Annotated in this window: 28 protein-coding genes; 18 read left to right on the forward strand and 10 right to left on the reverse strand. The window is 35.4% G+C overall.

The annotated features are described in order from the left end of the window. Nucleotides 1-272: 272 nt before the first annotated feature. Together JOE44_RS02810 and JOE44_RS02815 are read right to left on the reverse strand one after the other, a co-directional pair. On the reverse strand, nt 273-1,319 hold the full coding sequence (locus JOE44_RS02810; RefSeq protein WP_209784251.1) for an HlyD family secretion protein: 1,047 nt from the start codon (nt 1,317-1,319) through the stop codon (nt 273-275). 5 nt (nt 1,320-1,324) lie between these two features. Continuing rightward, complete coding sequence (locus tag JOE44_RS02815; RefSeq protein ID WP_209784252.1) at nt 1,325-2,581, reverse strand: TolC family protein; 1,257 nt, start codon at nt 2,579-2,581, stop codon at nt 1,325-1,327. Nucleotides 2,582-2,795: 214 nt separating this feature from the next. Here JOE44_RS02815 and JOE44_RS02820 point away from each other — a divergent pair, with 214 nt between their 5' ends. Continuing rightward, the gene (locus JOE44_RS02820) at nt 2,796-3,599 is read left to right on the forward strand and encodes an AraC family transcriptional regulator (protein WP_209784253.1); all 804 of its coding nucleotides are present in this window, start codon (nt 2,796-2,798) and stop codon (nt 3,597-3,599) included. A 261-nt stretch (nt 3,600-3,860) separates the two neighbouring features. On the opposite strand, the gene rplI is transcribed toward JOE44_RS02820, so the two are convergent. The 7 genes from rplI to JOE44_RS02855 form a co-directional block, all read right to left on the reverse strand. Beyond that, nucleotides 3,861-4,364, reverse strand: coding sequence for a 50S ribosomal protein L9 (gene rplI, locus JOE44_RS02825; protein WP_209784254.1), 504 nt, complete (start codon nt 4,362-4,364; stop codon nt 3,861-3,863). A gap of 110 nt (nt 4,365-4,474) precedes the next feature. Then, complete coding sequence (gene rpsR / locus JOE44_RS02830; protein WP_034706728.1) at nt 4,475-4,777, reverse strand: 30S ribosomal protein S18; 303 nt, start codon at nt 4,775-4,777, stop codon at nt 4,475-4,477. Between the two features lie 32 nt (nt 4,778-4,809). Further along, nucleotides 4,810-5,151, reverse strand: coding sequence for a 30S ribosomal protein S6 (gene rpsF / locus JOE44_RS02835; RefSeq protein ID WP_105682125.1), 342 nt, complete (start codon nt 5,149-5,151; stop codon nt 4,810-4,812). A gap of 143 nt (nt 5,152-5,294) precedes the next feature. Next, nucleotides 5,295-6,650, reverse strand: coding sequence for a chloride channel protein (locus JOE44_RS02840; RefSeq protein WP_209784255.1), 1,356 nt, complete (start codon nt 6,648-6,650; stop codon nt 5,295-5,297). Nucleotides 6,651-6,692: 42 nt separating this feature from the next. Continuing rightward, on the reverse strand, nt 6,693-7,316 hold the full coding sequence (locus JOE44_RS02845) for a hypothetical protein (RefSeq protein WP_209784256.1): 624 nt from the start codon (nt 7,314-7,316) through the stop codon (nt 6,693-6,695). A gap of 253 nt (nt 7,317-7,569) precedes the next feature. After that, entirely contained in the window at nt 7,570-8,877 is a 1,308-nt protein-coding gene (locus tag JOE44_RS02850; protein WP_209784257.1) for a dihydrolipoamide acetyltransferase family protein, read from the reverse strand. A 63-nt stretch (nt 8,878-8,940) separates the two neighbouring features. Beyond that, complete coding sequence (locus JOE44_RS02855; protein WP_105682129.1) at nt 8,941-9,768, reverse strand: SAM-dependent chlorinase/fluorinase; 828 nt, start codon at nt 9,766-9,768, stop codon at nt 8,941-8,943. Nucleotides 9,769-9,901: 133 nt separating this feature from the next. On the opposite strand from JOE44_RS02855, the gene JOE44_RS02860 reads away from it, so the two are divergent. The 6 genes from JOE44_RS02860 (at nt 9,902) to JOE44_RS02885 (ending at nt 14,875) form a co-directional block, all read left to right on the forward strand. Beyond that, complete coding sequence (locus tag JOE44_RS02860) at nt 9,902-10,861, forward strand: PhoH family protein (protein WP_209784258.1); 960 nt, start codon at nt 9,902-9,904, stop codon at nt 10,859-10,861. 119 nt (nt 10,862-10,980) lie between these two features. Next, a complete protein-coding gene (locus JOE44_RS02865; RefSeq protein ID WP_209784259.1) occupies nt 10,981-11,643 on the forward strand; it encodes a porin family protein in 663 nt (220 codons plus the stop codon). Between the two features lie 145 nt (nt 11,644-11,788). Further along, nucleotides 11,789-12,289 carry a hypothetical protein gene (locus tag JOE44_RS02870; protein ID WP_079241869.1) on the forward strand — a complete coding sequence of 167 codons (501 nt, stop codon included), beginning with the start codon at nt 11,789-11,791 and terminating at the stop codon, nt 12,287-12,289. A gap of 460 nt (nt 12,290-12,749) precedes the next feature. After that, entirely contained in the window at nt 12,750-13,406 is a 657-nt protein-coding gene (locus JOE44_RS02875) for an outer membrane beta-barrel protein (RefSeq protein ID WP_105682132.1), read from the forward strand. Between the two features lie 71 nt (nt 13,407-13,477). Next, nucleotides 13,478-14,140 (forward strand): outer membrane beta-barrel protein, encoded by a 663-nt coding sequence (locus tag JOE44_RS02880; protein ID WP_209784260.1) that lies wholly within the window; start codon nt 13,478-13,480, stop codon nt 14,138-14,140. Between the two features lie 72 nt (nt 14,141-14,212). Then, entirely contained in the window at nt 14,213-14,875 is a 663-nt protein-coding gene (locus JOE44_RS02885; RefSeq protein WP_209784261.1) for a porin family protein, read from the forward strand. Between the two features lie 69 nt (nt 14,876-14,944). On the opposite strand, the gene ffh is transcribed toward JOE44_RS02885, so the two are convergent. Beyond that, nucleotides 14,945-16,306, reverse strand: a complete 1,362-nt coding sequence (ffh, locus tag JOE44_RS02890; protein WP_209784262.1) for a signal recognition particle protein — start codon at nt 16,304-16,306, stop codon at nt 14,945-14,947. A gap of 176 nt (nt 16,307-16,482) precedes the next feature. Here ffh and JOE44_RS02895 point away from each other — a divergent pair, with 176 nt between their 5' ends. The 11 genes from JOE44_RS02895 (at nt 16,483) to JOE44_RS02945 (ending at nt 25,033) form a co-directional block, all read left to right on the forward strand. Continuing rightward, on the forward strand, nt 16,483-16,854 hold the full coding sequence (locus JOE44_RS02895; RefSeq protein WP_047374405.1) for a hypothetical protein: 372 nt from the start codon (nt 16,483-16,485) through the stop codon (nt 16,852-16,854). Between the two features lie 59 nt (nt 16,855-16,913). Continuing rightward, nucleotides 16,914-18,011, forward strand: coding sequence for a F0F1 ATP synthase subunit A (gene atpB / locus JOE44_RS02900; protein ID WP_105682136.1), 1,098 nt, complete (start codon nt 16,914-16,916; stop codon nt 18,009-18,011). Between the two features lie 47 nt (nt 18,012-18,058). Continuing rightward, the gene (gene atpE, locus JOE44_RS02905) at nt 18,059-18,253 is read left to right on the forward strand and encodes an ATP synthase F0 subunit C (RefSeq protein WP_002979108.1); all 195 of its coding nucleotides are present in this window, start codon (nt 18,059-18,061) and stop codon (nt 18,251-18,253) included. An 83-nt stretch (nt 18,254-18,336) separates the two neighbouring features. Beyond that, nucleotides 18,337-18,834 (forward strand): F0F1 ATP synthase subunit B, encoded by a 498-nt coding sequence (locus JOE44_RS02910; protein WP_002979110.1) that lies wholly within the window; start codon nt 18,337-18,339, stop codon nt 18,832-18,834. Between the two features lie 2 nt (nt 18,835-18,836). Continuing rightward, nucleotides 18,837-19,376, forward strand: coding sequence for an ATP synthase F1 subunit delta (atpH, locus tag JOE44_RS02915; protein ID WP_105682137.1), 540 nt, complete (start codon nt 18,837-18,839; stop codon nt 19,374-19,376). Between the two features lie 16 nt (nt 19,377-19,392). After that, the gene (gene atpA, locus JOE44_RS02920; protein WP_209784263.1) at nt 19,393-20,970 is read left to right on the forward strand and encodes a F0F1 ATP synthase subunit alpha; all 1,578 of its coding nucleotides are present in this window, start codon (nt 19,393-19,395) and stop codon (nt 20,968-20,970) included. A 76-nt stretch (nt 20,971-21,046) separates the two neighbouring features. Continuing rightward, nucleotides 21,047-21,910, forward strand: coding sequence for an ATP synthase F1 subunit gamma (gene atpG, locus JOE44_RS02925; protein WP_105682139.1), 864 nt, complete (start codon nt 21,047-21,049; stop codon nt 21,908-21,910). Between the two features lie 264 nt (nt 21,911-22,174). Continuing rightward, nucleotides 22,175-23,533 (forward strand): hemolysin family protein, encoded by a 1,359-nt coding sequence (locus tag JOE44_RS02930; RefSeq protein WP_209784264.1) that lies wholly within the window; start codon nt 22,175-22,177, stop codon nt 23,531-23,533. Between the two features lie 10 nt (nt 23,534-23,543). Continuing rightward, nucleotides 23,544-23,849 carry an ATP-dependent Clp protease adaptor ClpS gene (locus JOE44_RS02935; RefSeq protein ID WP_105682141.1) on the forward strand — a complete coding sequence of 102 codons (306 nt, stop codon included), beginning with the start codon at nt 23,544-23,546 and terminating at the stop codon, nt 23,847-23,849. A 208-nt stretch (nt 23,850-24,057) separates the two neighbouring features. Further along, nucleotides 24,058-24,672, forward strand: a complete 615-nt coding sequence (udk, locus tag JOE44_RS02940; protein WP_034697618.1) for a uridine kinase — start codon at nt 24,058-24,060, stop codon at nt 24,670-24,672. Between the two features lie 4 nt (nt 24,673-24,676). Next, nucleotides 24,677-25,033 carry a septum formation initiator family protein gene (locus tag JOE44_RS02945; RefSeq protein ID WP_034697620.1) on the forward strand — a complete coding sequence of 119 codons (357 nt, stop codon included), beginning with the start codon at nt 24,677-24,679 and terminating at the stop codon, nt 25,031-25,033. The last annotated feature ends 103 nt before the right edge of the window (nt 25,034-25,136 follow it).

Consider the following 25,136-nt stretch of genomic DNA (forward strand, 5'->3'; position numbering starts at 1 on the left):
TGAAAAAGCGAAAAGACAAAAGGCAAAGGTGTTAAACAAGTAAAAGGTAAAATGGCAAATATGCGTAAGAAAAAATTTGCAGATTCGCTATTTCGCAGTTTGTCTTTTCGCTAAAAAAATAATTTAATGGTAAAGTCTGAAAGGTGTTAACTGGAAGGTAATTTTCAATTGAATAATTTTGTATTCTAATACTCTAATACTCTAATACTCTAATACTCTAATACTCTAATACTCTAATACTCTAATACTCTAATATTCTCCCACACTCAAACTCATATCTTCTTCGCACTTACCAGAACATTCATTCCGGAAAGTAGTTTTTCGTTGTCTTTATTTTGATCAAGAATAATTTTTACTGGAAATCTCTGTTCAATTTTCACAAAGTTTCCGGTTGCATTATCCGGCTTTACTAATGAAAACTGTGATCCTGATGCAGGAGAAACGGAAAGTATTTTTCCTTTAAATTCAACATTGGGATAGGCATCTGCGGTAATAATTACTTCCTGGCTCTGATCTATCTGCCCAAGTTGCGTTTCTTTGTAATTGGCAATAATCCATTTTTCTTTGCTGACCATTTGTACCAAAGCCTGGCCTTCTTTGATCAGTTGTCCTTCCTGAATGGTCTTTTTTCCTACCCATCCATCATAAGGAGCGGTGATTACCGTATAAGAAAGATAAAGTTGAGCATTATTAAGGCTTGCAGAGCTCTGCTGGATTTGGCTCTTCACAGGGGCAACTTTAGTCTGTTGTTCATTGGCTCCGGCTTTTACTGCAATTTTTTGCTGCTCCAATGCTAAAAGATTAGCCTTTGATTGTTCATAAGAAGCTTTCACATTCTCAAACTGCTGTTCTGTTGCTGCATCTTCTGTTAAAAGGTTTTTGTATCTTTTATAATCCTGTTCCGTTTTCCAGATGTCAATTTTTGCGGAAGCAATTTTCGCATCAATAATCTTGGTATCACTTTCTTTGGTATTGACACCACTTTCGATAGTGCTGATTGTTGCCGTATTGGCATGAAGGTTGGCTTCTGCCATGTGTACCTGATTCACAAATTCCCTGTTGTCTATGACAATTAATGTATCTCCTTTATGTACAAACTGATTTTCATTGAATCGTATTGTTTTGATAAACCCTGAAACCTTGCTGGATACAGGCGTGATATATTGTTCAATCTGTGCATCATTCGTAGTCACATTTTTTCTCGAAAAAAGATAGAAGCTTACCATTCCTGTGATTCCGCTTATAATAAGGATCCAGGCCAGTAAAGTAATAGATTTGTTGATTCTTTTTTCCTTTTGTGTCAATTGTTTCTGTGCCATAGTTTTTATAAGTTTCCAATCGTATATTGGAGTTGATAATATTTAAGTTGTCTGTTAATTTTTACGGAAATAAGATTAGATTCAGCTTCCAGATAGGTATTGTCTGCATCAATTAATTCGGTGATAAGACTTAGCTTATTAGCGTATTTTGTTCTTACAATACGATAGTTCTCTTTAGCCTGGTTAATGGCCTCTTCAGCAATTTTTACCTTCTGATCTGTTTCCTCAAACTTTTTGTAAGCTTCATATACATTATGTCTGATCTTTTCTTCATTTTCCTCTATCTGAAGCTTTGCCAGATCAATATTTTCCTTTCCTTCCTGCATTTTGTATTTGTTTTTATACAGATTTTCAATAGGATAGGTTAGGTTTACTCCAACCATTCCCAATCGGTAGGCATAGGGCTCAGGTGGAAAAAACATCATATTCGGGTACTTTAAAAAATATTCTCCACCCGCTGTAATTTTGGGTAAATAATTGGCTTTAATAATTTTTTGATCCAGTTCCTTCAATGAGAGGTTTTTATGGGTGATTTCGACAGATTCATTCTTATTTAAAGCTGTTTCCGTAAGTTCATCTACATAAGGGATTGCTGCATTATCCGAGATAAGATCCTCCGTATTCACATGCATTTCCTGATTTTCCGGCAGTGAAAGAATTGTTTTCAGTTTGTGTTCTGCAATCTGAATATCATTATCCAGTTCCGTCCAGCTCATTTTGTGATTAGAAAGCTGCAGTGAAGTTCTTAACACTTCATTTACCGTTACAACACCATTCGCTTTCAGAGCTTTTACCTGTTTGATATTAACAGAATCTTCCTTCATCTTATCATTGATAAGACTTTGCTGCTCTTTTAAATGATGAATCTGCAGAAAAGCGGTAATGATTTCCATTTTAAGTTGTCTCTCATCCAGATGAGTCTTTAAAGCTGAAATTTCAGTATCAATAGCTGCTTTTTTCTCTGTATTTTTTATTTTGCCACCCATGTATACCGGAATGGATGCGGATAATGTAAAATCATACATCCCATTGATGGCATCATACTTTGTAGCTTTATTAAATACCCCGTTCTGATGTTGAAACAGGTTGGTTACCTGGTTGTAGCTTGTATGAAACTCAATGTCCGGAAGTTTTTCCATTTTGAGATCTTTCTCTTTGGTAACGGACATTTCCTGTTTTAGATGACTTATCTGTATGCTTTTGTTGTTTTTCAGACCAATCTCTACAGCCTGCTGTAAGCCGAGATGTTGGTAGTCTATCATCTGTGAATGTGAAAAGTTGCTCAATAATAAGCACAACGCAATGCACAGATATCGGCATGCGTTAAATATGATATTCATAAATTAATTAAAGGATTTTTGCTAAAATGATTTTGATGCAGCAAAGTTACGGCGACAAGCATAGTACCTGATTTGTGAAAACAGAAAAAGATTTGCTCATTTACGCCATTTTGAAAATTCTTCTTACCTTTATGGGATGAACAACAGCCATTTTAAAGAAGTAGAAGAAGATGATGCTGAATTTTACGTTTATCATGTCCTTACCGGAAATGTAACTACGGAGATTCATTATCACAGTTCTGCACAATTAGTATATGCAGAAGGTGGTATTGTACATGTTTTTACAGATCAGAAGCACTGGTATCTGCCTGCAAGATGCTTTATGTGGATTCCTGCGGGAACACCTCATTATATTTTTTCTACCAGTCCAAAAGTGGATCTGTATAATTTTTATTTCAAGAAAGAAGAAAATGAAAGTGTCTTTTTTGATGAAATCAACATTTATTCTGTGAATAATTTGCTTCGGGAGATGATTTTGTATACTAAAGAATGGGATGGGAAAATCACAAAAAATGATACGTCTAAATATTTTTTCCTCAAAGCACTTAAAGGCGTTTTACAGGAAAAAAAACATAAACATCTGGCGTTTCCCATACAGCATCCTTTTCCTAAGGATGAAACATTATTAAAGATTGCACGATACATCCATGCTAACCTTGAAAAGCCTCTTACCATCGAATCTACGGCCAAAGAATTCGGAATGAGTACAAGAACCCTTTCAAGGAAATTTAAAGAAATTCTGGGCATGAATTACATTCGGTTCCTGAGAGCTTTAAGAATTACCCGCTCTCTTGAACTGATGCTGGAAGGAAAATATAATATGTACGAAATTGCCATGATGGTAGGCTACAACAGCTTGTCGTCTTTCAGCAATATTTTCAAAAAAGTAATCGGTATTGCTCCTACGGAATATCAGCATAAACTGAGAGGGGATAAGTAGTCAGTAGGAGCGTTTGAGAGTTTGAGATTCGGGGTACGAGGTAACGGGTTTTATAATGCGGGATAAAGATTCTTGCCTGTTCTTACGTATAAGGTTGTTAAAAAGCTAATTTAACGAGTAATATCAGTTAGGATTTCCTACATTCCCCTTCCCTGAAGGGGTGGATTTTTGCATAGCAAAAAGACGGGGTAGTTCAATAAAAAAACCACCTCAATAAATTGAAGTGGTTTTGTATTGTGAGAAAATCTCAGTTGCTTAAAATTAAGCTTCTTCAGATTTTACTTCTTCTTTTTTAGCAGCTGGTGCAGCTACAACTGGAGCGTCAGATACGATATCGAATTCGAAATTGTACTCAACGTTTCTGTGTAGTCTGATGTTTGCAGTTACTTTACCAGTTCTCTTAATAGTGTTCCCTGGGATTTTGATATATTTCTTCTCTACAGAAACTCCAGCTTTAGCAAGAGCAGCAGAAAGATCTGCATTGTTGATAGATCCGAATAATTTGTCACCAGAACCTACTTTTGCAGGAATAGTGATAGAAGTTTTCTTCAATTGCTCAACTACAGCGTTAGCAGCAGCGATTAATTTAGCTTCTTCTTCTTTTCTAGCTTCTAAAGTAGCCTCAAGAGCAGCTTTGTTTTTAGGGGTAGCTAAAAGAGCAATTCCTTGAGGAATTAAGAAGTTTCTAGCATAACCTGGCTTTACGCTTACTGTATCAAACTCAAGTCCTAAGTTTTCTACGTCTTGTTTTAGGATGATATCCATTGTTGTTGTCCTTTTTTAAGATTTTAGAATATTCTAAAATCAAGTTAGAATTAATTATTTATTCAGCAACAAAAGAAGAGATTGCTCTCTTCTTTTATTTATTTTTTGTCTTATTTCAATAAGTCAGCTACGTAAGGTAGTAAAGAAAGGTGTCTTGCTCTTTTGATAGCAGCAGAAACTTTTCTTTGGTATTTTAAAGAAGTTCCAGTGTATCTTCTTGGTAAGATTTTACCTTGCTCGTTTACAAATTGTAATAAGAAATCAGCATCTTTGTAGTCAACGTGCTTAATTCCGTATTTTTTGAATCTACAATATTTCTTTTCAGATTTTGTATTGATATCAAGTGGAGTAAGGAATTTTACTTCTGATTCTCCTCCTGCAGAGGCTTGTTTAGCCATTTCATCTATTGCCATGTCTTGTCTTTTTTAAAAAATAGGGTTAATAATTAAGCTTTAGCTGCTTTTACTTTAGCTCTTCTTGTTACAGCGTACTCAATAGCATGCTTGTCAAGTTTTGTAGTAAGGTAACGGATTACTCTCTCGTCACGTTTGAATGCTAATTCTAAGTCAGCTACTACAGTACCTTCTCCTTTAAATTCGATTAAAGTATAGAACCCATTCTTTTTCAATTGGATTGGGTAAGCTAATTTTTTTAATCCCCAGTTTTCTTTAGCAACGATTTCGCAGTTCTTTTCTTTGATAAGATCTACATACTTGTTCACTGCTTCCTCTACCTGCGACTCAGATAGAACGGGAGTTAAAATGAAAACAGTTTCGTAATTGTTCATAATGTTAAATGAATTTGTTAATTATTTCGAGGTGCAAAAGTAGAAAATATATTTCTTATATGCAAGAGTACTCGCGAAAATTGAGCGAAAATATCTTCTCATCCAACAATTGATAGGAATGCTTTTTAAGACAGGCGATCTTATTATGAATCTTTTCCCCTTAATTCTGTTAAAAAATTCACCTTCAATACATCATACAGAGAATGTCTGCTCACCAGAATAGAAGCAATAGAAGAGACCATTCCTGCAAGCATCAGATGGAAAATTAATGAATGCCTGTCCGTCATTTCCAGAACAATAATTGCTGAAGTAAACGGGGCTCTGGTAATTCCGGTAAGAAAAGCCACCATTCCGGCCAGAACGACAACATTCGTTTCGTTAGGGGTTAAATGAATTGCTCCCGAAATAACAGAACCTATACTGGCACCCGCAGAAAGAGCCGGAGCGAAAATTCCGCCAGCACCTCCCGAAGTGAATGAAAGGGCAGGGCCAAGCATTCTTAAGATAGGCACGTACCAGTCTTCATGCTTGTCTTTGGTAAAAAGAACCCGTTCCATGATTTCTTTTCCCGAACCCAAAATTTCCCTGTTGATGAAATAAGCGATTGAAGCAATAATCAATGCGCAAATAATCAGGAATATCACATTCGATTTATCTGTTTTCAGTTTTTTCTTTTTCCAGCTATTGAGTGTAAGCATAACCACAGAGAGCTGACTGGCAAGGATACCGGCAGTGGCTGCAACAAGTATAATGGGAAGCATAACCATTAAGGAAACATCATTGGTTTTAGGATATCCCAGGTATAAATAAGATCCGGCCAAGGTTTGTGCGGTAAGGCCGGCAATAATTACAGCCGTAAATAAAGCTGTTTTAAAATAATTGATATGGGTTTTTGACAGTTCTTCCACAGCGAAAACAATTCCACCAAGCGGAGTGTTGAACGCAGCTGCAAGCCCGGCTGCTGCTCCTGTCATAATCATATTTTTTTTGGAAATTTTCGGCCACCATTCCGGAAGATATTCATTCACTTTTCTGAAAACGGAGCCTGCAATCTGAATGGTAGGTCCTTCACGTCCCACAGCGCCTCCACCGATGACCAGAATGACGGAGGAAAGGATTTTGAAAAAAATGATTTTGATGCTTAAAAGATTTCTGATTTTACGGTGTTCTTTCGGATTAGCAAGTTCTACAGCTGCCATCACCTGTGGAATACCACTTCCTTTAGCATTGGGTGCAAATTCTTTCACCAGCCACCAGGATAGTACAAATCCGACAGGAGCAATAATGAAAATCATCCATGCATGCCAGTCAAAAATAAAATTCATCAAATGTTCACCCCAGGCAAATACCTGCGCATACATAACGGCAAAGAAACCTGTAATCACAGATCCTATCCAAAAAGGAATGGCCTGAAGGAGATTGTGCTTCAGCTGCTCATTCCTGATATTGTCGAAGGAATTTTTAAGGGATTTTTTAATAAGGATGAAAATTTTCAGCATTTGTTAATTTAGAGGGGTAAAAATACGTGTTTTTTGCAGATCCTATATTTTTTCTAAAAACTTTAAGATCATTTCCGCGTTTTCAACGGTAAGGGATTCCGGGATTCCGAAACTCAAAATAGAATTTCTGACTTCAAGTTTAAAATCTTCATTCGGAAAGTTTTTTACTGTTTCTTTTCTCTTTGGAGTTAAAAAATTCATGACTTTATATTGATCACTTCCCAAAACATAAAAATCTTTGAAATCATGATCTTTAAAATTGACATTAAAACTACTGAAAATTCCTGCAATCTTATCCATCAATCTTTTCTTGTTAATGGAAATATACCCAAAATCTTCTTCAAGTTTTTTTAATCCCCAAAGTTGAATGGTATCAAATTTACGGCCTAAGCGACCACCTCTAGATGTAACCCCAACTTTACTGACAACAAAAAGGTAGAAAGAACTGTTATTATTTATGTCCTTTACCCGGTAACAAATTTGGGGGATGAATAATGGATATATATCATGCGAACTGAATTGTTCATAGGGAGAGTCTTCAATATCAATCACTGAAATATCATAATCTATAGAAAGCTGATCGTAAACTTCAGTAATGAGTTTTTCATCCTGCTCAGTGAAGGCAGAAAATTTTGTCATGTCATACTTTCTGTAATCCAAATCCATTATTGAGTATTATTTGTTTAAAAATAATGCTAATAAATAGAACTTCCAAAAAAGTTTTGATAATAAAATACTAGGTTTGTTTAATTAAATATTTGATAATTAATTTGTATTTTTATTGCGTATTTATAATTTATTTCATGTGATGTTTGTGCTTTTGAAATTTTGTATAATTTAACGATTGAAAAATAAAAAAAACCTCCAAAAATCGGAGGTTTAGTATGTAAAGTCAGCAAAATTATTTATTGCTCATTACTTATATTTCTGTGTTCAGATCCCAGTTTTCAAGGTAGTCGTGAACATGTTTCAGCATCATTCCACCTAGGGAACCATCTACCACTCTGTGGTCATAAGAGTGAGACATGAACATTAGGTTTCTGATAGCGATTACATCACCGTCCGCTGTTTCAAGAACTGCAGGCTTCTTAACGATAGCTCCGATCGCTAAAATAGCTACCTGAGGCTGAGGAATGATTGGGGTACCCATAAGGTTTCCGAAACTTCCAACGTTAGAAATTGTATACGTTGCTCCCTGAGTATCTTCAGGTCTTAATTTTTTGTTTCTTGCTCTGTAAGCTAAATCGTTGATGGCTTTTGCAAGACCAGAAAGTGATAACTGATCGGCATTTTTAATTACAGGAACAATAAGGTTTCCGTCCGGAAGGGCAGTAGCCATACCGATGTTGATGTTTTTCTTTTTGATGATGTTTTCACCATTTACAGAAACATTGATCATTGGGAAATCCTGGATTGCTTTCACGACAGCTTTCACGAAAATCGGCATGAAAGTCAGTTTTTCACCTTCACGTTTTTCGAATACCGCTTTGTTTTTATTTCTCCATTTTACAACGTTGGTAACGTCTGTTTCAATGAAAGATGTTACGTGTGGAGCAATTTGTTTTGCTTTTACCATGTTTTCAGCGATGATCTTTCTCATTCTGTCCATTGGAATGATCTCATCACCTGCATTTACCGGAATCGTAGCTGCTGGTGCAGATACTGCTGGTTTTGGTGCAGAAGCTGCTTGTACAGGTGCTGCCTGCTGAGCCGGCTGACTTCCTCTTTTAGCAACATAAGCTAATATATCTTCTTTGGTAATTCTTCCTTCTAAACCGCTTCCTTTGATAGATTTCAGTTCAGTTTCAGAAATTTTTTCCTGTTGTGCGATAGATTTTACAAGTGGAGATAAATAAAGATCTCCTGAGAATTCTACGTTTGAAGCAGCCTCTGTTTGTAAAGGCTCTTCAATCTCTTTTAAAGTGTCAGCATCCGGAGTAGCCGCCGGAGTTTCAGCTTTTACTTCTTCTGAAGCTGTGCCTTCTCCTTCAATTTCTAAAATAGCAATGGCTTCACCTACTTTTGCAACTTCATCTTTTTGCTTTAAAATTTTTACAATTTTCCCCGAAACTGGTGTCGGTACGTCTGAATCTACTTTATCTGTTGCAATTTCTACTACGGAGTCATCCTCCTTTACGTTATCACCTTCATTGAATAACCAAGTGATAATTGTCGCTTCCATAACACCTTCTCCCATGGAAGGAAGCAATAATTTGTATTCTGCCATTTTTGATTTTTAGATTTTGACAAATATATAAAAAAAATCGGTTTTTTTAAGAAATATATAATCTTAGCTAAATTCGATATAAATATTTTCACCTACATTCAATCCAAACAGGCTTTTAGCACCGTTTTTCTTGCTTCCTTTATAGATGGTAAGCTCCAATAACTGACTATCATTGAAGATTGCAGCAGACTGTCCATGGAATTCTGTCTCCCTTTCCCAGTCTGAAACCACTTCCGTATGGCTGGAAAATACTCGTGAAAGGCTTAGATTTCTGAATTTTATGGTAAAACCGGTATAGCCTTTACTGATATTTTCAAAAAAATCTTTGTTGATATTTGATATTATATTTCCGAAATTATCAATATACGTGACTTCTCCAATGATCATTCCTTCCGATTCGTTATAAACCGCTCTTGGGAACATCAATTGTTTTGCTGATTGTATTTTTCGTCCTATCACCTCAGGAAGTCCGCCGTTGGCAAGATGCACTGCAGCAGGAACAAAAATGTCTGTAGAGGTAAAGTCGATGATATCATCAAAACGGTTGTTCAATGTAAGCTCATAGATTGCCTCAGGCTTAATATCAAAAAATATAAGGCTTAAAAGGCCGTTGTCTGCAGCTAGGAAGTAGGATCCGTCAGCTTTATAAATGATATTCTTTCTGGATTTGTTATAAAAACTGTCTACAGAAAGAATGTGAATGCTTCCTTTTGGAAAATATTTATAGGCATTTCTTACAATATACGAAGTTTGTATAAGGTTGAATGCCTGGATGTCGTGGGTTATATCAATAATATTAACCTCAGGGTTTAGAGACAGAATTTTGCCTTTCACAGCGGCAACTCTGTAATCTAAATTTCCGAAATCCGAAGTAAGGGTAATAATTGACATGAGCAATTTATAGAATAGTGTAGTATTGCAAAGTTATTTAAAATAAAAAGAAAGCCCGAAAGATTGTTGAAAAGAATTTGATATAAATTTGAAAAAAAGCTTTAATTTTAAAATCTAAAAATAAAAATACTGCATGTTTGAATTAACATATGATTTGGAAGATATCGATGCGAAAATCTTCTATGGAGTTAATAACCAATATTTCAACTTAATAAAATCAAGCTTTCCCACCATTAAAATTACAGGAAGAGATCATTTCGTCTTTGCCATGGGAAATCAGGAAGCTTTAGACATACTGAAACAAAAACTGGATGATATTGTCAGTTTTATCTCTAAAAACAATTCAATAGGACTGAAAGACGTTGAAAATATATTGAATATTAAAGATGAAAATGAGAAACAACTGGTATTTGACCAGGATATTATTGTAAAAGGTGTCAATGGAAAAGTGATTAAGGCCAAGACGACCAATCTTAAAAAACTGGTAAAGGAAACGGAGAAAAAGGACATGGTTTTTGCTATTGGCCCTGCCGGAACCGGAAAAACATATACCAGTGTGGCATTGGCTGCAAGAGCTTTAAGGGACAAGGAAGTAAAAAGAATTATCTTGACAAGACCAGCTGTAGAAGCAGGGGAGAGTTTGGGATTCCTGCCGGGAGATCTTAAAGAAAAGCTGGATCCTTATTTACAGCCTTTATACGATGCACTTCGTGATATGATTCCGCATGAAAAACTGGAAGGTTTCATGGAGAAAAAAGTAATTGAGGTAGCACCATTGGCTTTCATGAGAGGACGTACGCTTGATGATGCTTTTGTGATTCTTGATGAAGCCCAGAATACGACGCATTCTCAGATGAAAATGTTTTTAACCAGAATGGGAATGAATGCTAAATTTATTATCACAGGAGATCCTACCCAGGTCGATTTACCACCAAAACAGCAATCCGGGTTGAAAGAAGCTATGAGGATTTTAAGCGGGGTAAAGGAGATCGGGTTTGTGCATCTTACAGAAGAGGATGTAGTAAGACACCCTGTAGTAAGAAAAATTATTCTTGCTTATAATGATGAAGAGAAAAGACTAAGAAATGACTAGTTGAAAATAAGTAAAAGTTTCTATTAACCTTTTATTAACCTTAAATTAGTTAGTTAAAATTTGTTAATTTGAAAAAAATAATTAGTTTTGCAGACCTTAAATGTAAAAACTAATTAAACATGAAAAAACTTTTACTTATGGCAGCAGTTGCTGTTATGGGAATTTCCGCAAATGCACAGGAATTTCGATTTGGTCCAAAAGCTGGTTTCGCAATGTCAACTATTAAACTGGATGATAAGCAAGACGATCTTGACGGAAGAAAAATGTCTGCTAAATATACCTTCTATATCGGAGGAATGGCTGAGTACAAATTCAATGATAACTTTGCTGTTCAGGGAGAGGTTTTATACTCACCACTTGGAGCTAAAGAAAAAATTGATGGAGTAAATGCCGGAGGAATGTATTTTGGTGAGTCGACTAAGATTACTTTTGGAACGCTTTTAATTCCTGTTTCTGCAAAATATTTCATTACAGAAGGCTTCTCATTAGCGGCAGGTGTTAACGTAGGGCTTATCCTTACTGCGAAGCAAAAGACGGTAATCGGATCAGACTTCCTTGATGTAGAAGTGGAAGGCGAAGGTGGCGACGTAGATATTAAAAAAGATATCAAATCCCTTAACCTTGCTCCTTTCTTAGGTGTGGAATATATGTTGGAAAACGGACTTTTCTTTGATGCAAGATACAGTTTAGGAGTATCCAACCTATCTAACGACAATAGCGGAGGTTCTGTGAAAAACAGCTTTGCTCAGGTGGGAGTAGGTTTCAAATTCGGAGGAAACTAATTCTGAAAATTTTATAAAGAAATAATAAAAAATCAGGGCAATTTTTGTCCTGATTTTTTGTTGTACCATAGCTCATTCATTTAAACTCTCTTTATGATGAAAAATAATTAGTATTTTTGCAGGGTAATTCAAAGCTACTAAAAAAATGAAAAAACTATTATTACTAGGTGCTTTTGCACTTTTAGGAGGTGCTGCTCAAGCGCAGGAAGGTTTTAAAATCGGTGGACACATTGGTGTTCCTGTATCTGATGCAAGTGATGTATCTTCGTTTACATTAGGAGTAGATGCAGCTTATATGTGGAATATTGCTAAAGGTCTTGACCTTGGGGTAACCACAGGATATTCTCATTTCTTCGGAAAAGATCACTTTGATGATTTTGGATTTGTTCCTGTAGCTGTTTCAGGGAAATATAGATTTAAAGGAGCTCCTATCTTTGTAGGATTAGACCTTGGATACGGTATTTCTACAAAAGATGGTGTAGATGGTGGTTTCTATGCACAGCCTAAATTTGGATATCAAATGTCTAAAGGAGAGTTGTACATCGGATATCAATCTATCAGCAACAAGCGTGACCTTCCAGGATGGGGAAGCTATAGCTGGAATGTAGGAGCGGTTAACATTGGTTATAATTTCTTTTTGAAATAAGAAAAGCAATTGCATATGAAACTCCGGCCGAAGGCCGGAGTTTTTTTTGATAGCTTATATATAGACTGTATGGATTCCTGATCAGGAATTTTTAATAGAGTAGATCTATAACGATTAAAAATAAGGAAAAATAGCCTTAAATAATAAACATTTGTTTAAATTTTAAGAGTTAATAACTTTAAAATTAATGGTTTAGGTTAATTTATTTTAGCATTTTTCCAGAATTCATGGGGTTTTGCAAAAAAATACAAAATTTAAAAAGTCAAATATATTTGTCTCCTGTTGAAAAAAAATGATTTTTTTATTCATAATCTTGTGAAAAACTTAACAACCTCTCTGAGCTAGGATTTATTTTTACAAAACTCTAAATTTTAACAATGATATTAATCACATTAACAAATTTTAATATTAGTGGGGACCACTGTAAATTTGCCCTCAGAAAGTATTAAAATTTTTTAAAATGAAAAAAATATTATTAGCGGGTGCTGTTGCACTTTTCGGTTTATCAAATGCTCAGATTGCTAAAGGAACTACATATTTATCAGGATCTGTTGGTTATTCTCAAGAAGAATCTAACAACGGTAATCTTAAAAAAGAAAACTTCAACGTATTACCTACAGTTGGATATTTCGTAAACACTAACTTAGCAGTTGGATTAGGAATTGGTTACCAAACTGAAAAAAATACAGCAACTACTACTGCAACTTTAGGAAACACTACAGTTGTAAACGAAAGCATCGTTAAAACTCCAGCTTTTGTTGTTGCTCCATTCGTAAGAAAATACTGGACTTTATCTGACAAGTTATATTTCTTCGGACAATTAGCAGTGCCAATGCAGTTTGGAAAAACTGAAACTGAAACTAACTCTGTAGCTACTTCTGGAAATACAGTTGTTACAAACTCTACTTCTACTGAAGCTAAATACACTAAAATCGGTGTTACTGTGAAGCCAGGTTTAGATTATTTCTTAAACAAAAACTGGTCTATCGAAGCTACTATCGGTGAGTTCGGTTATAGCAACTACAAGCCAAAAGATGGTGATGCTACAAACAACTATAACTTCGGATTGAATTTATCTTCTGTAACTTTCGGAGTTAAATATGTATTTGCAAAATAATAAACAAAGCATATAGCAAGAAAGCCCTGAGAAACTCTTAGGGCTTTTTTTTATAGAAAACTAATATAATCATGAAAAGAATCGTATTGATGGGCGCTGTTGCGCTTTTCGGTTTGTCAAATGCACAGATTGCAAAAGGAACTTCTTATCTTTCAGGTCAGGTAGGATATTATCACAGTGAGAAAAATGAATTTGAAACCAAGAGAAAGGATGATGTGATCAGAATCCTTCCTACGGTGGGTTATTTCGTTAATAACAACTTAGCATTAGGACTTGGTATAGGCTATAAAAATGCCGTTACAAAATATGAAGTAAGTAGTCCTGGATTCTTTAATACCGTTGAGATTAAAGATACGGATAATGCATTTGTTGTTGCTCCATTCGTGAGAAAATATTGGACTTTATCCGATAAATTATACATCTTTGGACAATTACAGGTTCCGTTAGAGTTTGGAAAGGAAAAAGTGGATTTTAACAGTGAAGGTGATGGTGGAGATCCTATACTTTCCGCTCCATTTGCACAAAAAAATAACTATACGAACATTGGAGTGAATATCAAACCGGGACTGGATTATTTCCTGACGAAAAACTGGTCAATTGAAGCAACAATAGGAGAGTTTGGATACAATACTTACAAAAGAGATATTGACGGAGCAAGAAGAGCTGATGATTACAAATTTGGCATCAGTTTAACTTCCGTGACTTTTGGAGTTAAATATGTATTTGCAAAATAATAGATAAAATATATACATTAGTCCTGAGATAATTGTCTTAGGACTTCTTTATTATAAAACTATTTAATAATCATGAAAAAAATCTTATTAGCGTCTGCAATCGCTTTATTTGCAGGTTTAAACGCACAAACTACATTCGGGTTAAAAGCAGGCTATGCTTTATCAAAACTGAATACCAGTGAAGGAGACTTTGAGTTTGGCGGAATTGAAGGCGGTATGAAATCTAAATCTGGGTTTTATGTTGGGGGCTTGGTTGAGCATAAATTCAATAACAAGTTTGCTATTCAGGGAGAGCTTGAATATGCCAATCTTGGAGGAAAAGCAGAAGTTTCAATGCCTGGCATTACAGTAACTGAAAAGATGAATCTTAACAGAATCGTAATCCCTGTTTCTGCAAGATATTATGTAACTCCGGAACTCGGTATTTATGCAGGTCCTTATGTAAGTTTTAAGACGAATAATAAAGTGAAGTTTGAAATGAGCGGTCCGAATGCAGGGATGGCGGATCCTTCAGGAATCAGAGAGGGAGAACGTTATGTAGAAAGATATTTGAATGATACTTTAAAATCCACTGATTTCGGTTTATTCTTAGGTGCTGATTACACTATTCATAAAGGGTTATTTGTAGATGCACGCTATAGTTTTGGTCTTACCAATATGATCAAAAATCCTGTAGATGGAGAGACTTTAAAAATGAATTTCTTCCAGCTTGGACTAGGGTATAAGTTTAAATAAACAGATCATCATAAAAACAAAAAACTCTCAGAATTCCTGAGAGTTTTTTTATGAATGATTTTTTCTTTCTTATTTTCCAAACATTCCACCCATTCCAGGCATATTTGGCATTTTGCTCATCATCTGCATCATTTGCTTTCCTTGCGGTCCCTGCATCATCTTCATCATTTTACCCATCTGCTCGAATTGTTTCATCAGTTGATTCACGTCTTCCACTTTTCTTCCGGCACCTTTAGCAATTCTGCCTTTTCTCTGTGTATTGATGATAGAAGGTCTTCTTCTTTCTTCAGGAGTCATAGAATAAATGATGGCTTCAATGTGTTTGAATGCATCATCACTGATTTCTACGTCTTTGATGGCTTTTCCTACTCCCGGAATCATTCCCATCAAATCCTTCATATTACCCATCTTCTTGATCTGGTTGATCTGCTTAAGGAAATCATCAAAACCGAATTCGTTTTTAGCGATTTTTTTGTGAAGTTTTTTAGCTTCCTCTTCGTCAAACTGCTCCTGAGCTCTTTCTACCAGGGAAACAACGTCTCCCATTCCCAGGATTCTGTCTGCCATCCTTTCCGGGTAGAAAAGATCTAAAGCTTCCATTTTTTCTCCTGTAGAGATAAATTTGATTGGCTTTTCAACAACAGAACGGATTGTCAATGCAGCTCCTCCTCTTGTATCACCATCTAATTTTGTTAAAACAACTCCGTCAAAGTTCAAAGCATCGTTGAATGCTTTTGCAGTATTCACCGCGTCCTGACCAGTCATAGAGTCTACTACGAAAAGAGTTTCCTCCGGCTTGATGAAATAATGTACGGATTTGATCTCGTTCATCATCTGCTCATCAATTGCTAAACGACCTGCTGTATCCACGATGACAACATCATGACCGTTTGCTTTCGCAAAATTAATTGCATTTTCAGCAATGGTAGACGGATTGTTAGATCCTTCCTCAGTGTAAACAGGAACTTTGATCTGTCCTCCCAACACTTTCAGCTGGTCAATTGCTGCAGGACGGTAAACGTCACATGCTACCAATAAAGGTTTTTTATTTCTTTTTGTCTGTAAATAATTAGCAAGCTTTCCTGAGAAAGTAGTCTTACCAGAACCCTGAAGACCAGCAATAAGGATTACAGTAGGTTTTCCTGAAAGATTAATTCCTTCCTGAGAACCTCCCATCAGGTCTACCAATTCATCATGAACAATTTTTGTCATCAATTGTCCCGGAGTAAGGGAAGTAAGAACGTTTTCTCCTAATGCTTTATCCTGAACTCTTTTTGTAAGATCTTTTGCAACTTTATAGTTAACGTCGGCATCCACCAATGCTCTACGGATCTCCTTAACGGTTTCCGCTACATTGATTTCAGTAATTTTTCCTCTTCCGGAAATATTATGTAATGCCTTGTCTAATTTATCCTGTAAACTATTAAACATATTTATTGTAAATTATAGGTTTGCAAAAATAAGGAATTTTTAGCATATCCAAAGTGTTTGAACACGTAATATTATATATATGCGTAATATTATTATAGACAAGAAAAATGATAAATATCAAATCATAGTATAATCCGATAGAAAAAGTCTATTTTTGCGATCAATTAAAATATAGAATGAAAATCAATCCCAATATTCTTGTTGTCATTTTATTCTTTCTGACATTCCTGGTACATTTTTCCCTTTGGAAATTTGTTTTTCACCTGGATGAAATTGTGATCATAAAATTTTACCTTTTTCTGAGTGTCATGTTTATGATGATGATTACGCTGATCATCTTAATCAATAGAGTAGCACCGGAATTTTTAGGATTGTCTGTTATTGGTTTGATTCTTTTAAAATTCGGTTTAATGTACTTAATCAGAAAAAAACTGAACTTTGAAGTGATTCCTGGCTATAAATTTCATTTTATTATTCCCTATTTTGTCCTGACAGCACTGCTTACATACTATGCGATCAAGCTGATTAATCATGATAAAAAACAGTAAAATAATTTATTGAAACTAGAAAAAATATCATATTTTTGCACAACGAAAAAAACCTATCAATGTTTAAGAAATTCGCAGTTTTATTCTACAGTATTTTTGTATTAAACTTAGTGTCTGCACAGCACGGTGAGGCTACTGCTGGGGCAGCTCCTGCTCAAGAGCTTTCAGAGAAAGACAAAGTAAGCAAAGAAAACAAAGAGTTCATCGATCATCACTTGTTGGATGCACATGATTTCACATTGATGGTTGATAAAGAAGGTCATCACATTGGTTTCCCTCTTCCTGTTATTATCTATGATAACGGTTTCCACTCTTTCATGAGTAACAAAGAAGGGTTCATGCACGGAGAGCCTACTGAAGTAGATGGTTCTTTTTATGTATTGCACCATGAGAAAATTTATAAGACTGATGCTGCCGGAACTTTAACACTTGGTGAAGATGGTCATCCTACAAATGTAAAGCCTTTAGATCTTTCTATTACAAAAAGTGTATTGATCATTTTATTAGTGTCAATCTTTATGTTTGTATTATTTGTTGGAATGGCTAAATCTTATAAGAAATCAGCAGTTCCTACAGGTGTTGCAAGATTCTTAGAGCCTTTAATCATCTTTGTAAGAGACGAGGTTGCTATTCCGAACATCGGACATAAGTATAAAAGATTTATGGGTTATTTATTAACTGTATTCTTCTTTATTCTTTTCCTTAACGTTCTTGGATTAATGCCTTTCGGAATCAATGTTACAGGTAATATTACCATGACATTCTTCCTTGCTATCCTTACTTATTTGATTACAACGTTCTCAGCAAATAAAGATTACTGGAAACATATCTTCTGGATGCCGGGAGTACCAGTTCCAATGAAGTTGATTATGCTTCCTATTGAATTGTTAGGAACAATCACTAAGCCATTCGCTTTGATGATCCGACTTTTTGCCAACATGACGGCAGGTCACATCGTAGTAATGAGTTTGATCGGATTGATCTATGTATTTAAGAATTTTATTGCAGGGGTTGCATTCCCGTTCCTTACATTGGTAATTTATTTACTGGAAGTATTGGTAGCATTCCTACAGGCTTATATCTTTACGATGTTATCAGCTCTGTTTATCGGAATGGCGGTAGAAGAGCACGAGCACGAACATCATGCTGCTCACTAATTGAAATTATAAATTAAAGTAAAACAAATTTTTTAAAATTATATATTATGGAAATCCCTAAAATTGTAGGTGCTGGTATCGTAGTACTAGGTGTAGGTATCGGTCTTGGTAAAATCGGAGCTGCTGCTCTTGAAGCTATCGCTAGACAACCTGAGCAATCTGGAAAAATCCAAACAGCTATGCTTATCGCAGCTGCACTTGTAGAAGGTGTTGCGTTTGCTGCTCTATTCGCGGTAAACTAATTAAAATCAGACCATTATCTGTGACGGTTGGTTACAGGTAATGGTTCTTTAAAAAAAGTAATAATTATTTATACATTTATATAATGGAATTAATTCATCAGTTTTCATCAGGATTATTTATTATCCAGTCTGTTATTTTTCTAGCATTATTATTTTTGTTAGGTAAATTCGCTTGGAAACCTATTTTAAAGTCTATCAATGACAGAGAAACATCTATTGTTGACGCTCTTAATCAAGCTAAATTAGCAAGAAAAGAAATGGAAACTTTAAAAGAGGATAACGAAAGAATCATTCGTGAAGCTAAAATCGAAAGAGATGCTATCCTTAAAGAAGCTAGAGAAATTAAAGACAGAATCGTAGGAGAAGCTAAAGATGTTGCTAAAGCTGAAGGAGACAAAATGATCGAAGCTGCTAAACAGACTATCAATGCTGAGAAGAATGCTGCTATGGCAGACATCAAAACTCAAATCGGTACTTTATCTGTAAACATTGCTGAGTCTATTTTGAAACAAAAATTAGACAACAGCGAAGCTCAAAACGAATTAGTTCAAAATTATTTAAACAAATCAAACCTTAACTAAGAATGCTTACATCTAAGGTAGCTAAAAGATACGCACAAGGTTTACTTGATTTTACCAATGAATCAGGTCAAACGGCTACTGTATTTTCTGAAATGAAAGATGTAGTGAAGATCATGAAAGAGTCTGCGGACTTAAATAAATTTTTCATGACTCCTTATATCGATTCAAAAAAGAAAATAGAAGTAGCAAACGAAATTTTCAAAGGTTTATCTGTTTCTTCTCAAAATCTGATCAGATTGGTGATTAAACACGGACGTGAAACCCAATTGAAAAATATCGCTCAGGAATTCATCAACAAAGTTGAAGACCTTAGTGGTGTACAGAGAGTAACACTTACTACAGCAACTCCGCTTTCAAAAGAGAACCTTGACCAGATTTTAAGATCTACAAATCTTGTAAATGCTGATTCGAACTTTGATCTGAAAGTAAATGTGAAGCCTGAAATTCTTGGAGGATATGTTCTAAGAGTAGGTGACCAGCAGGTAGACGCGTCTGTGAAGACAAAATTGAACCAAGTTAAAAAAGATTTCCAATTAAATTAAGAAAAACAACCATACAATGGCAGAAATAAATCCGGCAGAAGTATCTGCGATCTTAAAACAGCAATTGGCCAACTTCGATACTCAATCAAACGTTGAGGAAGTAGGTACAGTTTTAACCATCGGTGATGGTATTGCTCGTGTATACGGGTTAGAAAACGTACAATACGGAGAGTTGGTGAAATTTTCTAGTGATGTAGAAGGTATTGTACTTAACCTTGAAGAAGACAACGTGGGTGTTGCTCTACTTGGTGAAAGTAAATTAGTAAAAGAAGGTGATACAGTAAGAAGAACAAACAGAATCTCTTCTATCAAAGTAGGAGAAGGAATGTTAGGAAGAGTAGTTGATACTCTTGGTAACCCTATCGATGGTAAAGGTCCTATTACTGGGGATTTATACGAAATGCCATTGGAAAGAAAAGCTCCTGGAGTTATCTTCAGACAGCCTGTAACCGAGCCTTTACAATCTGGTATCGTTGCAATTGATGCGATGATTCCTGTAGGAAGAGGTCAGAGAGAGCTTATCATTGGTGACAGACAAACAGGTAAAACTACTGTTGCGATTGATACGATCATCAACCAAAGAGAATTTTTTGATGCAGGTAACCCTGTATATTGTATATATGTTGCAATCGGTCAGAAAGCATCTACCGTTGCACAAATCGTTAAAACACTTTCTGATAAAGGAGCTTTAGCTTATACGGTAATCGTTGCAGCTAACGCATCAGATCCAGTTCCAATGCAGGTATATTCTGCAATGGCAGGAGCTTCTATCGGTGAGTTCTTCAGAGACACTGGTAGACCAGCGCTTATCGTTTATGATGATTTATCTAAACAAGCTGTTGCTTACCGTGAGCTTTCTCTACTATTGAGAAGACCACCGGGCCGTGAAGCTTACCCTGGAGACGTTTTCTATCTTCACTCAAGACTATTGGAAAGAGCAGCAAAAGTAATCGCTGATGATAACATTGCTAAGCAAATGAACGATTTGCCAGAGTCTCTTAGACCAATCGTGAAAGGAGGTGGTTCATTAACTGCCCTTCCAATCATTGAAACTCAGGCGGGTGACGTTTCTGCATATATCCCTACAAACGTAATCTCTATTACAGACGGACAGATCTTCTTGGAGTCTGATCTATTCAACTCAGGGGTTCGTCCTGCAATCAACGTAGGTATCTCTGTATCGAGAGTAGGAGGTAATGCTCAGATCAAATCAATGAAAAAAGTTTCTGGTACTCTTAAATTAGACCAGGCTCAATATAAAGAACTGGAAGCATTTGCTAAATTCGGTTCTGACCTTGATGCTTCTACTTTAGCAGTGATCTCTAAAGGAGAAAGAAACGTAGAAATCCTTAAGCAGCCGGTAAATGCACCACTTCCTGTAGACAGTCAGGTAGCGATCGTATATGCTGGAACAGAAAACTTAATGAGAAACGTTCCTATCAGAAAAATCAAAGAATTCCAAAACGAATATATCGAGTTCCTAAGATCTAAGCACCCTGATACTATGGCTGCTATTAAGGCTGGAAAAATCGATAACGATATTACAAGTGTTCTTAAGCAGGCTGCTAATGATTTAGCTTCTAAATACAACTAAAAAATTCAATGTTTAAGGTTTAAAATATAATGTTTTAAGCCTTAAACTTTAGACCTTAAACTTTGAACCCAAATTAATGGCAAACTTAAAAGAAATACGAGGCAGAATTACGTCAATTTCATCTACGATGCAGATTACCCGTGCTATGAAAATGGTTTCCGCTGCGAAACTTAAAAAAGCACAGGATGCAATTGTAATGCTAAGACCATATTCTGAAAAATTACAGGAACTTATCCAGAATGTAAATTCTAGTTCAGATCCTGATCAGATTTCTGTATATGCTCAGAAAAGAGAGGTTAAAAGAATACTTTTCATCGCTGTTACTTCAAACAGAGGTCTTGCGGGAGCTTTTAACTCTTCAATTGTAAAAGAGCTTAATCTTCAGTTCCAGAACAAGTCTCAATATGAGATCGAAGTTCTTCCTGTAGGTAAAAAAGCATTTGATGCTGTAAGAAGAAACCGTTCAGTATATGCTAATGGAAGCTCTGTTTATGATAATCTGAACTTTGATGCTGTTGCTCATATCACTGAAGGGGTAATGACAAGTTTCAGAGAAGGTAAATTTGACGAAGTATATGTTATTTATAATAAATTCGTTAATGCAGCGACTCAGGAAGTAACAACAGAACAACTTCTTCCCATCTCAATGCCTGAGAATACAGAGCCACAGGTAGAAACAGATTATATCTTTGAACCAAACAGGGCTGAGATTTTGGATAACTTGATTCCAAAGTCTATCAAAACGCAGGTTTTCAAATCAATCCTTGATTCAGTAGCATCTGAGCACGGAGCGAGAATGACAGCAATGCACAAAGCAACAGATAATGCAGAAGCTTTGAGAAATGATCTTAAGATTTTCTATAACAAAGCAAGACAGGCAGCAATTACCAACGAAATCCTGGAAATTGTTTCTGGAGCAGAAGCTTTGAAAAATTCATAAAGAATTATTTTAACATACCATTAAAGCACCGAATTTATCGGTGCTTTTTATTTACATAAGGGTAAAACCGCTGTTAGTTGCTCAAAATTCTCTTTTGTCTAGAAATTTGAGAATACCCTTCGGTTATTTTTTTTATTCAAAAATAGCCATGTCTTATCCCTTCATTTTTTTCTTTGAAAAAATCCTCCATTGAAATAATCTATCCCGATTCAGGTTATTTTTATTTTGCCTATCTTTGTAGCTAATAAAATTTACAACTTCTAAATGGACTCGGACATAGTCAGGCTTTTGCTGGCCTTATTTCTTGTTTTACTAAATGGCTTTTTCGTAGCCGCAGAATTTTCAATTGTTAAAGTTCGTTACTCACAAATTCAGTTAAAAGCCGCAGAAGGAAACTCTATGGCTAAACAGGCAGAACATATCATCAAACATCTTGATGAATATCTTTCCGCTACACAGTTAGGTATTACATTGGCATCCCTTGCCCTTGGTTGGGTAGGAGAAAGTGCCCTGCATCATATTGTTGAAAATATTTTCACCTCTTTGAGTATTGATTTGACTCAGACAACCATTACCACAATTTCGGTGGTTACAAGTTTTGTCCTGATTACCATTATGCATATTGTATTTGGTGAGCTTATTCCAAAATCAATCGCAATCAGAAAATCTGAAGCAACTACAATGGCAACAGCAGTTCCGTTGAGAGTTTTTTACACGGTTTTCAAACCGTTTATCTGGTTGATGAACTCAATGTCAAATGGATTCCTTAGATTGGTTAAAATTCACCCGGCTTCCGAGCAGGAAATTCACTCTACGGAAGAACTTCAGCTTTTGGTAAAACAAAGTGCTGATAGTGGAGAAATTGAGGAAGAAAACTATGAGATCATCAAAAATGCATTTGATTTTACCGATCACTCTGCCAAGCAGATCATGGTTCCAAGACAAAATATTACTTCCATAGACTTTGAAGAAGATGTTAACGATATCATCAATAAAATTATGGACAGCGGTTATTCCCGTATTCCTGTTTATATTGATTCTATTGACAACATAATCGGAATTTTCTACACAAAGGAAATTATAAGAGAATTTGTGAAGAGAAAAGGAGATCTGGATCATGAAGACCTTAAAGATCTAATGCGTGATGCCTTTTTCGTAGTAGAAAGTAAAAAAGTTTCAGACTTACTGAAAACGTTCCAGCTGAAAAAACAACATATCGCCATCGTTATTGACGAATTTGGAGGAACAGAAGGAATTATTACCCTGGAAGATATTCTGGAAGAACTGGTAGGAGAAATTCAGGATGAAGAAGATGATGAAGAGAAAATCGTTGATAAAATAGCAGATAATACCTATTGGGTACAGGCTACACAGCCACTGGACGAAATCAATGAGTTCTTACCTAAAAAACTTCCTCTTTCCGAAGAAAGTGAGTACAACTCATTAGCCGGATTTATCCTTTATGAACTGGAAGAAATCCCTGAAGAAAACCAGGAGTTTGTTCTTGAGGACTATCACTTTAAAATTCTGAAAATGAATAATAAAAGTGTAGAATTGGTAGAACTGGTTTATCAGGAACCTAATGCAATTGATCATTTAGCAGATAAAATCGGAGAAGTTTAAAAGAGTTAGAATGAATTTTTACAACAGCATAAAAGACTACGAAAATCCAAAACGTCAGTATGAGGAAGAAGTCCTCGTTCTGGATGATACGGATGATGTATATAAACTGGTACTGCATAATGATGATATTCATACATTTGATTATGTAATAGACTGCCTGATCGAAATCTGTAAACATAGCCTTGAACAGGCAGAGCAATGTACAATACTTGTTCACTACAAAGGCAAATGTACCGTAAAAACAGGCTCAATGGATGTGTTGAAGCCTATGCATGAAAAATTAATTTCGCGCGAATTAACAAGCGAAATCGTATAAAATAAAATCCGACAAATTATTGTCGGATTTTTTTATTAAATCCGGAGGTGAAAATCGAGGAATAACAATAGATCACAAAGAACAGTCGCATTCCGGGAAATCTTTTAATCTTTAAATGCTTTAATCTTTTAATTTCTCAATATTCTTACATTGTCACATTTTATCTAAAATAGTATATTTGTACCAACTATAAAGAAACAAAAAAACAATGCTTGTAATAGGAATTGCCGGTGGTACAGGATCCGGCAAAACTACAGTTGTTGATAAAATACTTCAGCAGCTTGATATTGAGGGAATGAATATCCTCTCTCAGGATAATTATTATCACGACAACCAAGGTCTTACATTGACGGAAAGAGAAGCTCTAAACTATGACCATCCGAAATCTATAGACTTTGACTTACTGATAAAACATGTAAAAGCTTTAAAAAACAATGAGTCTATTGAACAGCCGATTTATAGCTTTGTTACACATTCCAGAACAGGAGATCATGTCACTGTAGAACCTAAAAATGTATTGGTAGTAGAAGGAATTCTTGTTCTTACCAACAAAGAATTACTGAAAGAATTTGATCTGAAAGTATTTGTTCATGCAGATTCTGACGAAAGACTGATCAGGAGGATCAGAAGAGATACCCAGGAAAGAGGAAGAGATCTGAGCGAAGTATTGCACCGTTATCAGACCACATTGAAACCAATGCACCAGGAATTCATTGAACCTTCTAAAAATGATGCGGATCTTATTATTCCCAACATGAAGCAGAATTCCGTAGCGATTGATTTTTTAACTACTGTTATTAAAAATTCGTTGAAAAAACATTAAAAAAATGGAAGAAAACAACCTTATCAAAGACATTCAGCCGAAATCTGAAACATTCAAACTTATCCAGAAATATGTTTTGAATAAGTATACCATTACGATCTGTCTGTTTTTGGTATGGATGATTTTTTTCGATAAAACCTCATTTCTTGTAATTAATGAACTGAATGGTGAGATTCATAAATATGAAGACCAGCTGGACTATTATAAAAAAGAATATGAGAAAAATGATGCTTTTTATAAAAAACTGATGAACAACAAATCAGAAAAAGAAAAGTACGCAAGAGAAAATTATTTTATGAAAAAACCAAATGAAGAGATCTTCATTCTGGTAGTAGACAGTACAAAAGTTGCTAAGAAATAAGAGCATGCTAAGCGTCAATAATGAATAGGTAATTCAGCTTGTTTGATAGTACTATTCACTTGTGAAACAAAATTCACCATTGACAATTCACAATTTAAACTAA

The sequence above is a fragment of the Chryseobacterium sp. PvR013 genome (assembly GCF_017833095.1).
Taxonomy (GTDB): Bacteria; Bacteroidota; Bacteroidia; order Flavobacteriales; family Weeksellaceae; genus Chryseobacterium; species Chryseobacterium culicis_A.

What these genes read in the sequence shown, in the direction of transcription:
- JOE44_RS02855 (WP_105682129.1), bottom strand. Translation starts at nt 9,768, where the DNA reads ATGTCAATTATTACCCTTACTTCGGATTTCGGAAATTTAGATTACAGA.
- atpA (WP_209784263.1), top strand. Translation starts at nt 19,393, where the DNA reads ATGGCAGAAATAAATCCGGCAGAAGTATCTGCGATCTTAAAACAGCAA.
- JOE44_RS02820 (WP_209784253.1), top strand. Translation starts at nt 2,796, where the DNA reads ATGAACAACAGCCATTTTAAAGAAGTAGAAGAAGATGATGCTGAATTT.
- JOE44_RS02910 (WP_002979110.1), top strand. Translation starts at nt 18,337, where the DNA reads ATGGAATTAATTCATCAGTTTTCATCAGGATTATTTATTATCCAGTCT.
- JOE44_RS02810 (WP_209784251.1), bottom strand. Translation starts at nt 1,319, where the DNA reads ATGGCACAGAAACAATTGACACAAAAGGAAAAAAGAATCAACAAATCT.
- atpG (WP_105682139.1), top strand. Translation starts at nt 21,047, where the DNA reads ATGGCAAACTTAAAAGAAATACGAGGCAGAATTACGTCAATTTCATCT.
- JOE44_RS02860 (WP_209784258.1), top strand. Translation starts at nt 9,902, where the DNA reads ATGTTTGAATTAACATATGATTTGGAAGATATCGATGCGAAAATCTTC.
- ffh (WP_209784262.1), bottom strand. Translation starts at nt 16,306, where the DNA reads ATGTTTAATAGTTTACAGGATAAATTAGACAAGGCATTACATAATATT.
- JOE44_RS02945 (WP_034697620.1), top strand. Translation starts at nt 24,677, where the DNA reads ATGGAAGAAAACAACCTTATCAAAGACATTCAGCCGAAATCTGAAACA.
- JOE44_RS02840 (WP_209784255.1), bottom strand. Translation starts at nt 6,650, where the DNA reads ATGCTGAAAATTTTCATCCTTATTAAAAAATCCCTTAAAAATTCCTTC.
- JOE44_RS02885 (WP_209784261.1), top strand. Translation starts at nt 14,213, where the DNA reads ATGAAAAAAATCTTATTAGCGTCTGCAATCGCTTTATTTGCAGGTTTA.
- JOE44_RS02935 (WP_105682141.1), top strand. Translation starts at nt 23,544, where the DNA reads ATGAATTTTTACAACAGCATAAAAGACTACGAAAATCCAAAACGTCAG.
- rplI (WP_209784254.1), bottom strand. Translation starts at nt 4,364, where the DNA reads ATGGATATCATCCTAAAACAAGACGTAGAAAACTTAGGACTTGAGTTT.
- udk (WP_034697618.1), top strand. Translation starts at nt 24,058, where the DNA reads ATGCTTGTAATAGGAATTGCCGGTGGTACAGGATCCGGCAAAACTACA.
- rpsR (WP_034706728.1), bottom strand. Translation starts at nt 4,777, where the DNA reads ATGGCAATAGATGAAATGGCTAAACAAGCCTCTGCAGGAGGAGAATCA.
- atpE (WP_002979108.1), top strand. Translation starts at nt 18,059, where the DNA reads ATGGAAATCCCTAAAATTGTAGGTGCTGGTATCGTAGTACTAGGTGTA.
- JOE44_RS02875 (WP_105682132.1), top strand. Translation starts at nt 12,750, where the DNA reads ATGAAAAAAATATTATTAGCGGGTGCTGTTGCACTTTTCGGTTTATCA.
- atpB (WP_105682136.1), top strand. Translation starts at nt 16,914, where the DNA reads ATGTTTAAGAAATTCGCAGTTTTATTCTACAGTATTTTTGTATTAAAC.
- JOE44_RS02880 (WP_209784260.1), top strand. Translation starts at nt 13,478, where the DNA reads ATGAAAAGAATCGTATTGATGGGCGCTGTTGCGCTTTTCGGTTTGTCA.
- JOE44_RS02845 (WP_209784256.1), bottom strand. Translation starts at nt 7,316, where the DNA reads ATGGATTTGGATTACAGAAAGTATGACATGACAAAATTTTCTGCCTTC.
- JOE44_RS02930 (WP_209784264.1), top strand. Translation starts at nt 22,175, where the DNA reads ATGGACTCGGACATAGTCAGGCTTTTGCTGGCCTTATTTCTTGTTTTA.
- JOE44_RS02870 (WP_079241869.1), top strand. Translation starts at nt 11,789, where the DNA reads ATGAAAAAACTATTATTACTAGGTGCTTTTGCACTTTTAGGAGGTGCT.
- atpH (WP_105682137.1), top strand. Translation starts at nt 18,837, where the DNA reads ATGCTTACATCTAAGGTAGCTAAAAGATACGCACAAGGTTTACTTGAT.
- JOE44_RS02850 (WP_209784257.1), bottom strand. Translation starts at nt 8,877, where the DNA reads ATGGCAGAATACAAATTATTGCTTCCTTCCATGGGAGAAGGTGTTATG.
- JOE44_RS02865 (WP_209784259.1), top strand. Translation starts at nt 10,981, where the DNA reads ATGAAAAAACTTTTACTTATGGCAGCAGTTGCTGTTATGGGAATTTCC.
- JOE44_RS02895 (WP_047374405.1), top strand. Translation starts at nt 16,483, where the DNA reads ATGAAAATCAATCCCAATATTCTTGTTGTCATTTTATTCTTTCTGACA.
- JOE44_RS02815 (WP_209784252.1), bottom strand. Translation starts at nt 2,581, where the DNA reads ATGATAGACTACCAACATCTCGGCTTACAGCAGGCTGTAGAGATTGGT.
- rpsF (WP_105682125.1), bottom strand. Translation starts at nt 5,151, where the DNA reads ATGAACAATTACGAAACTGTTTTCATTTTAACTCCCGTTCTATCTGAG.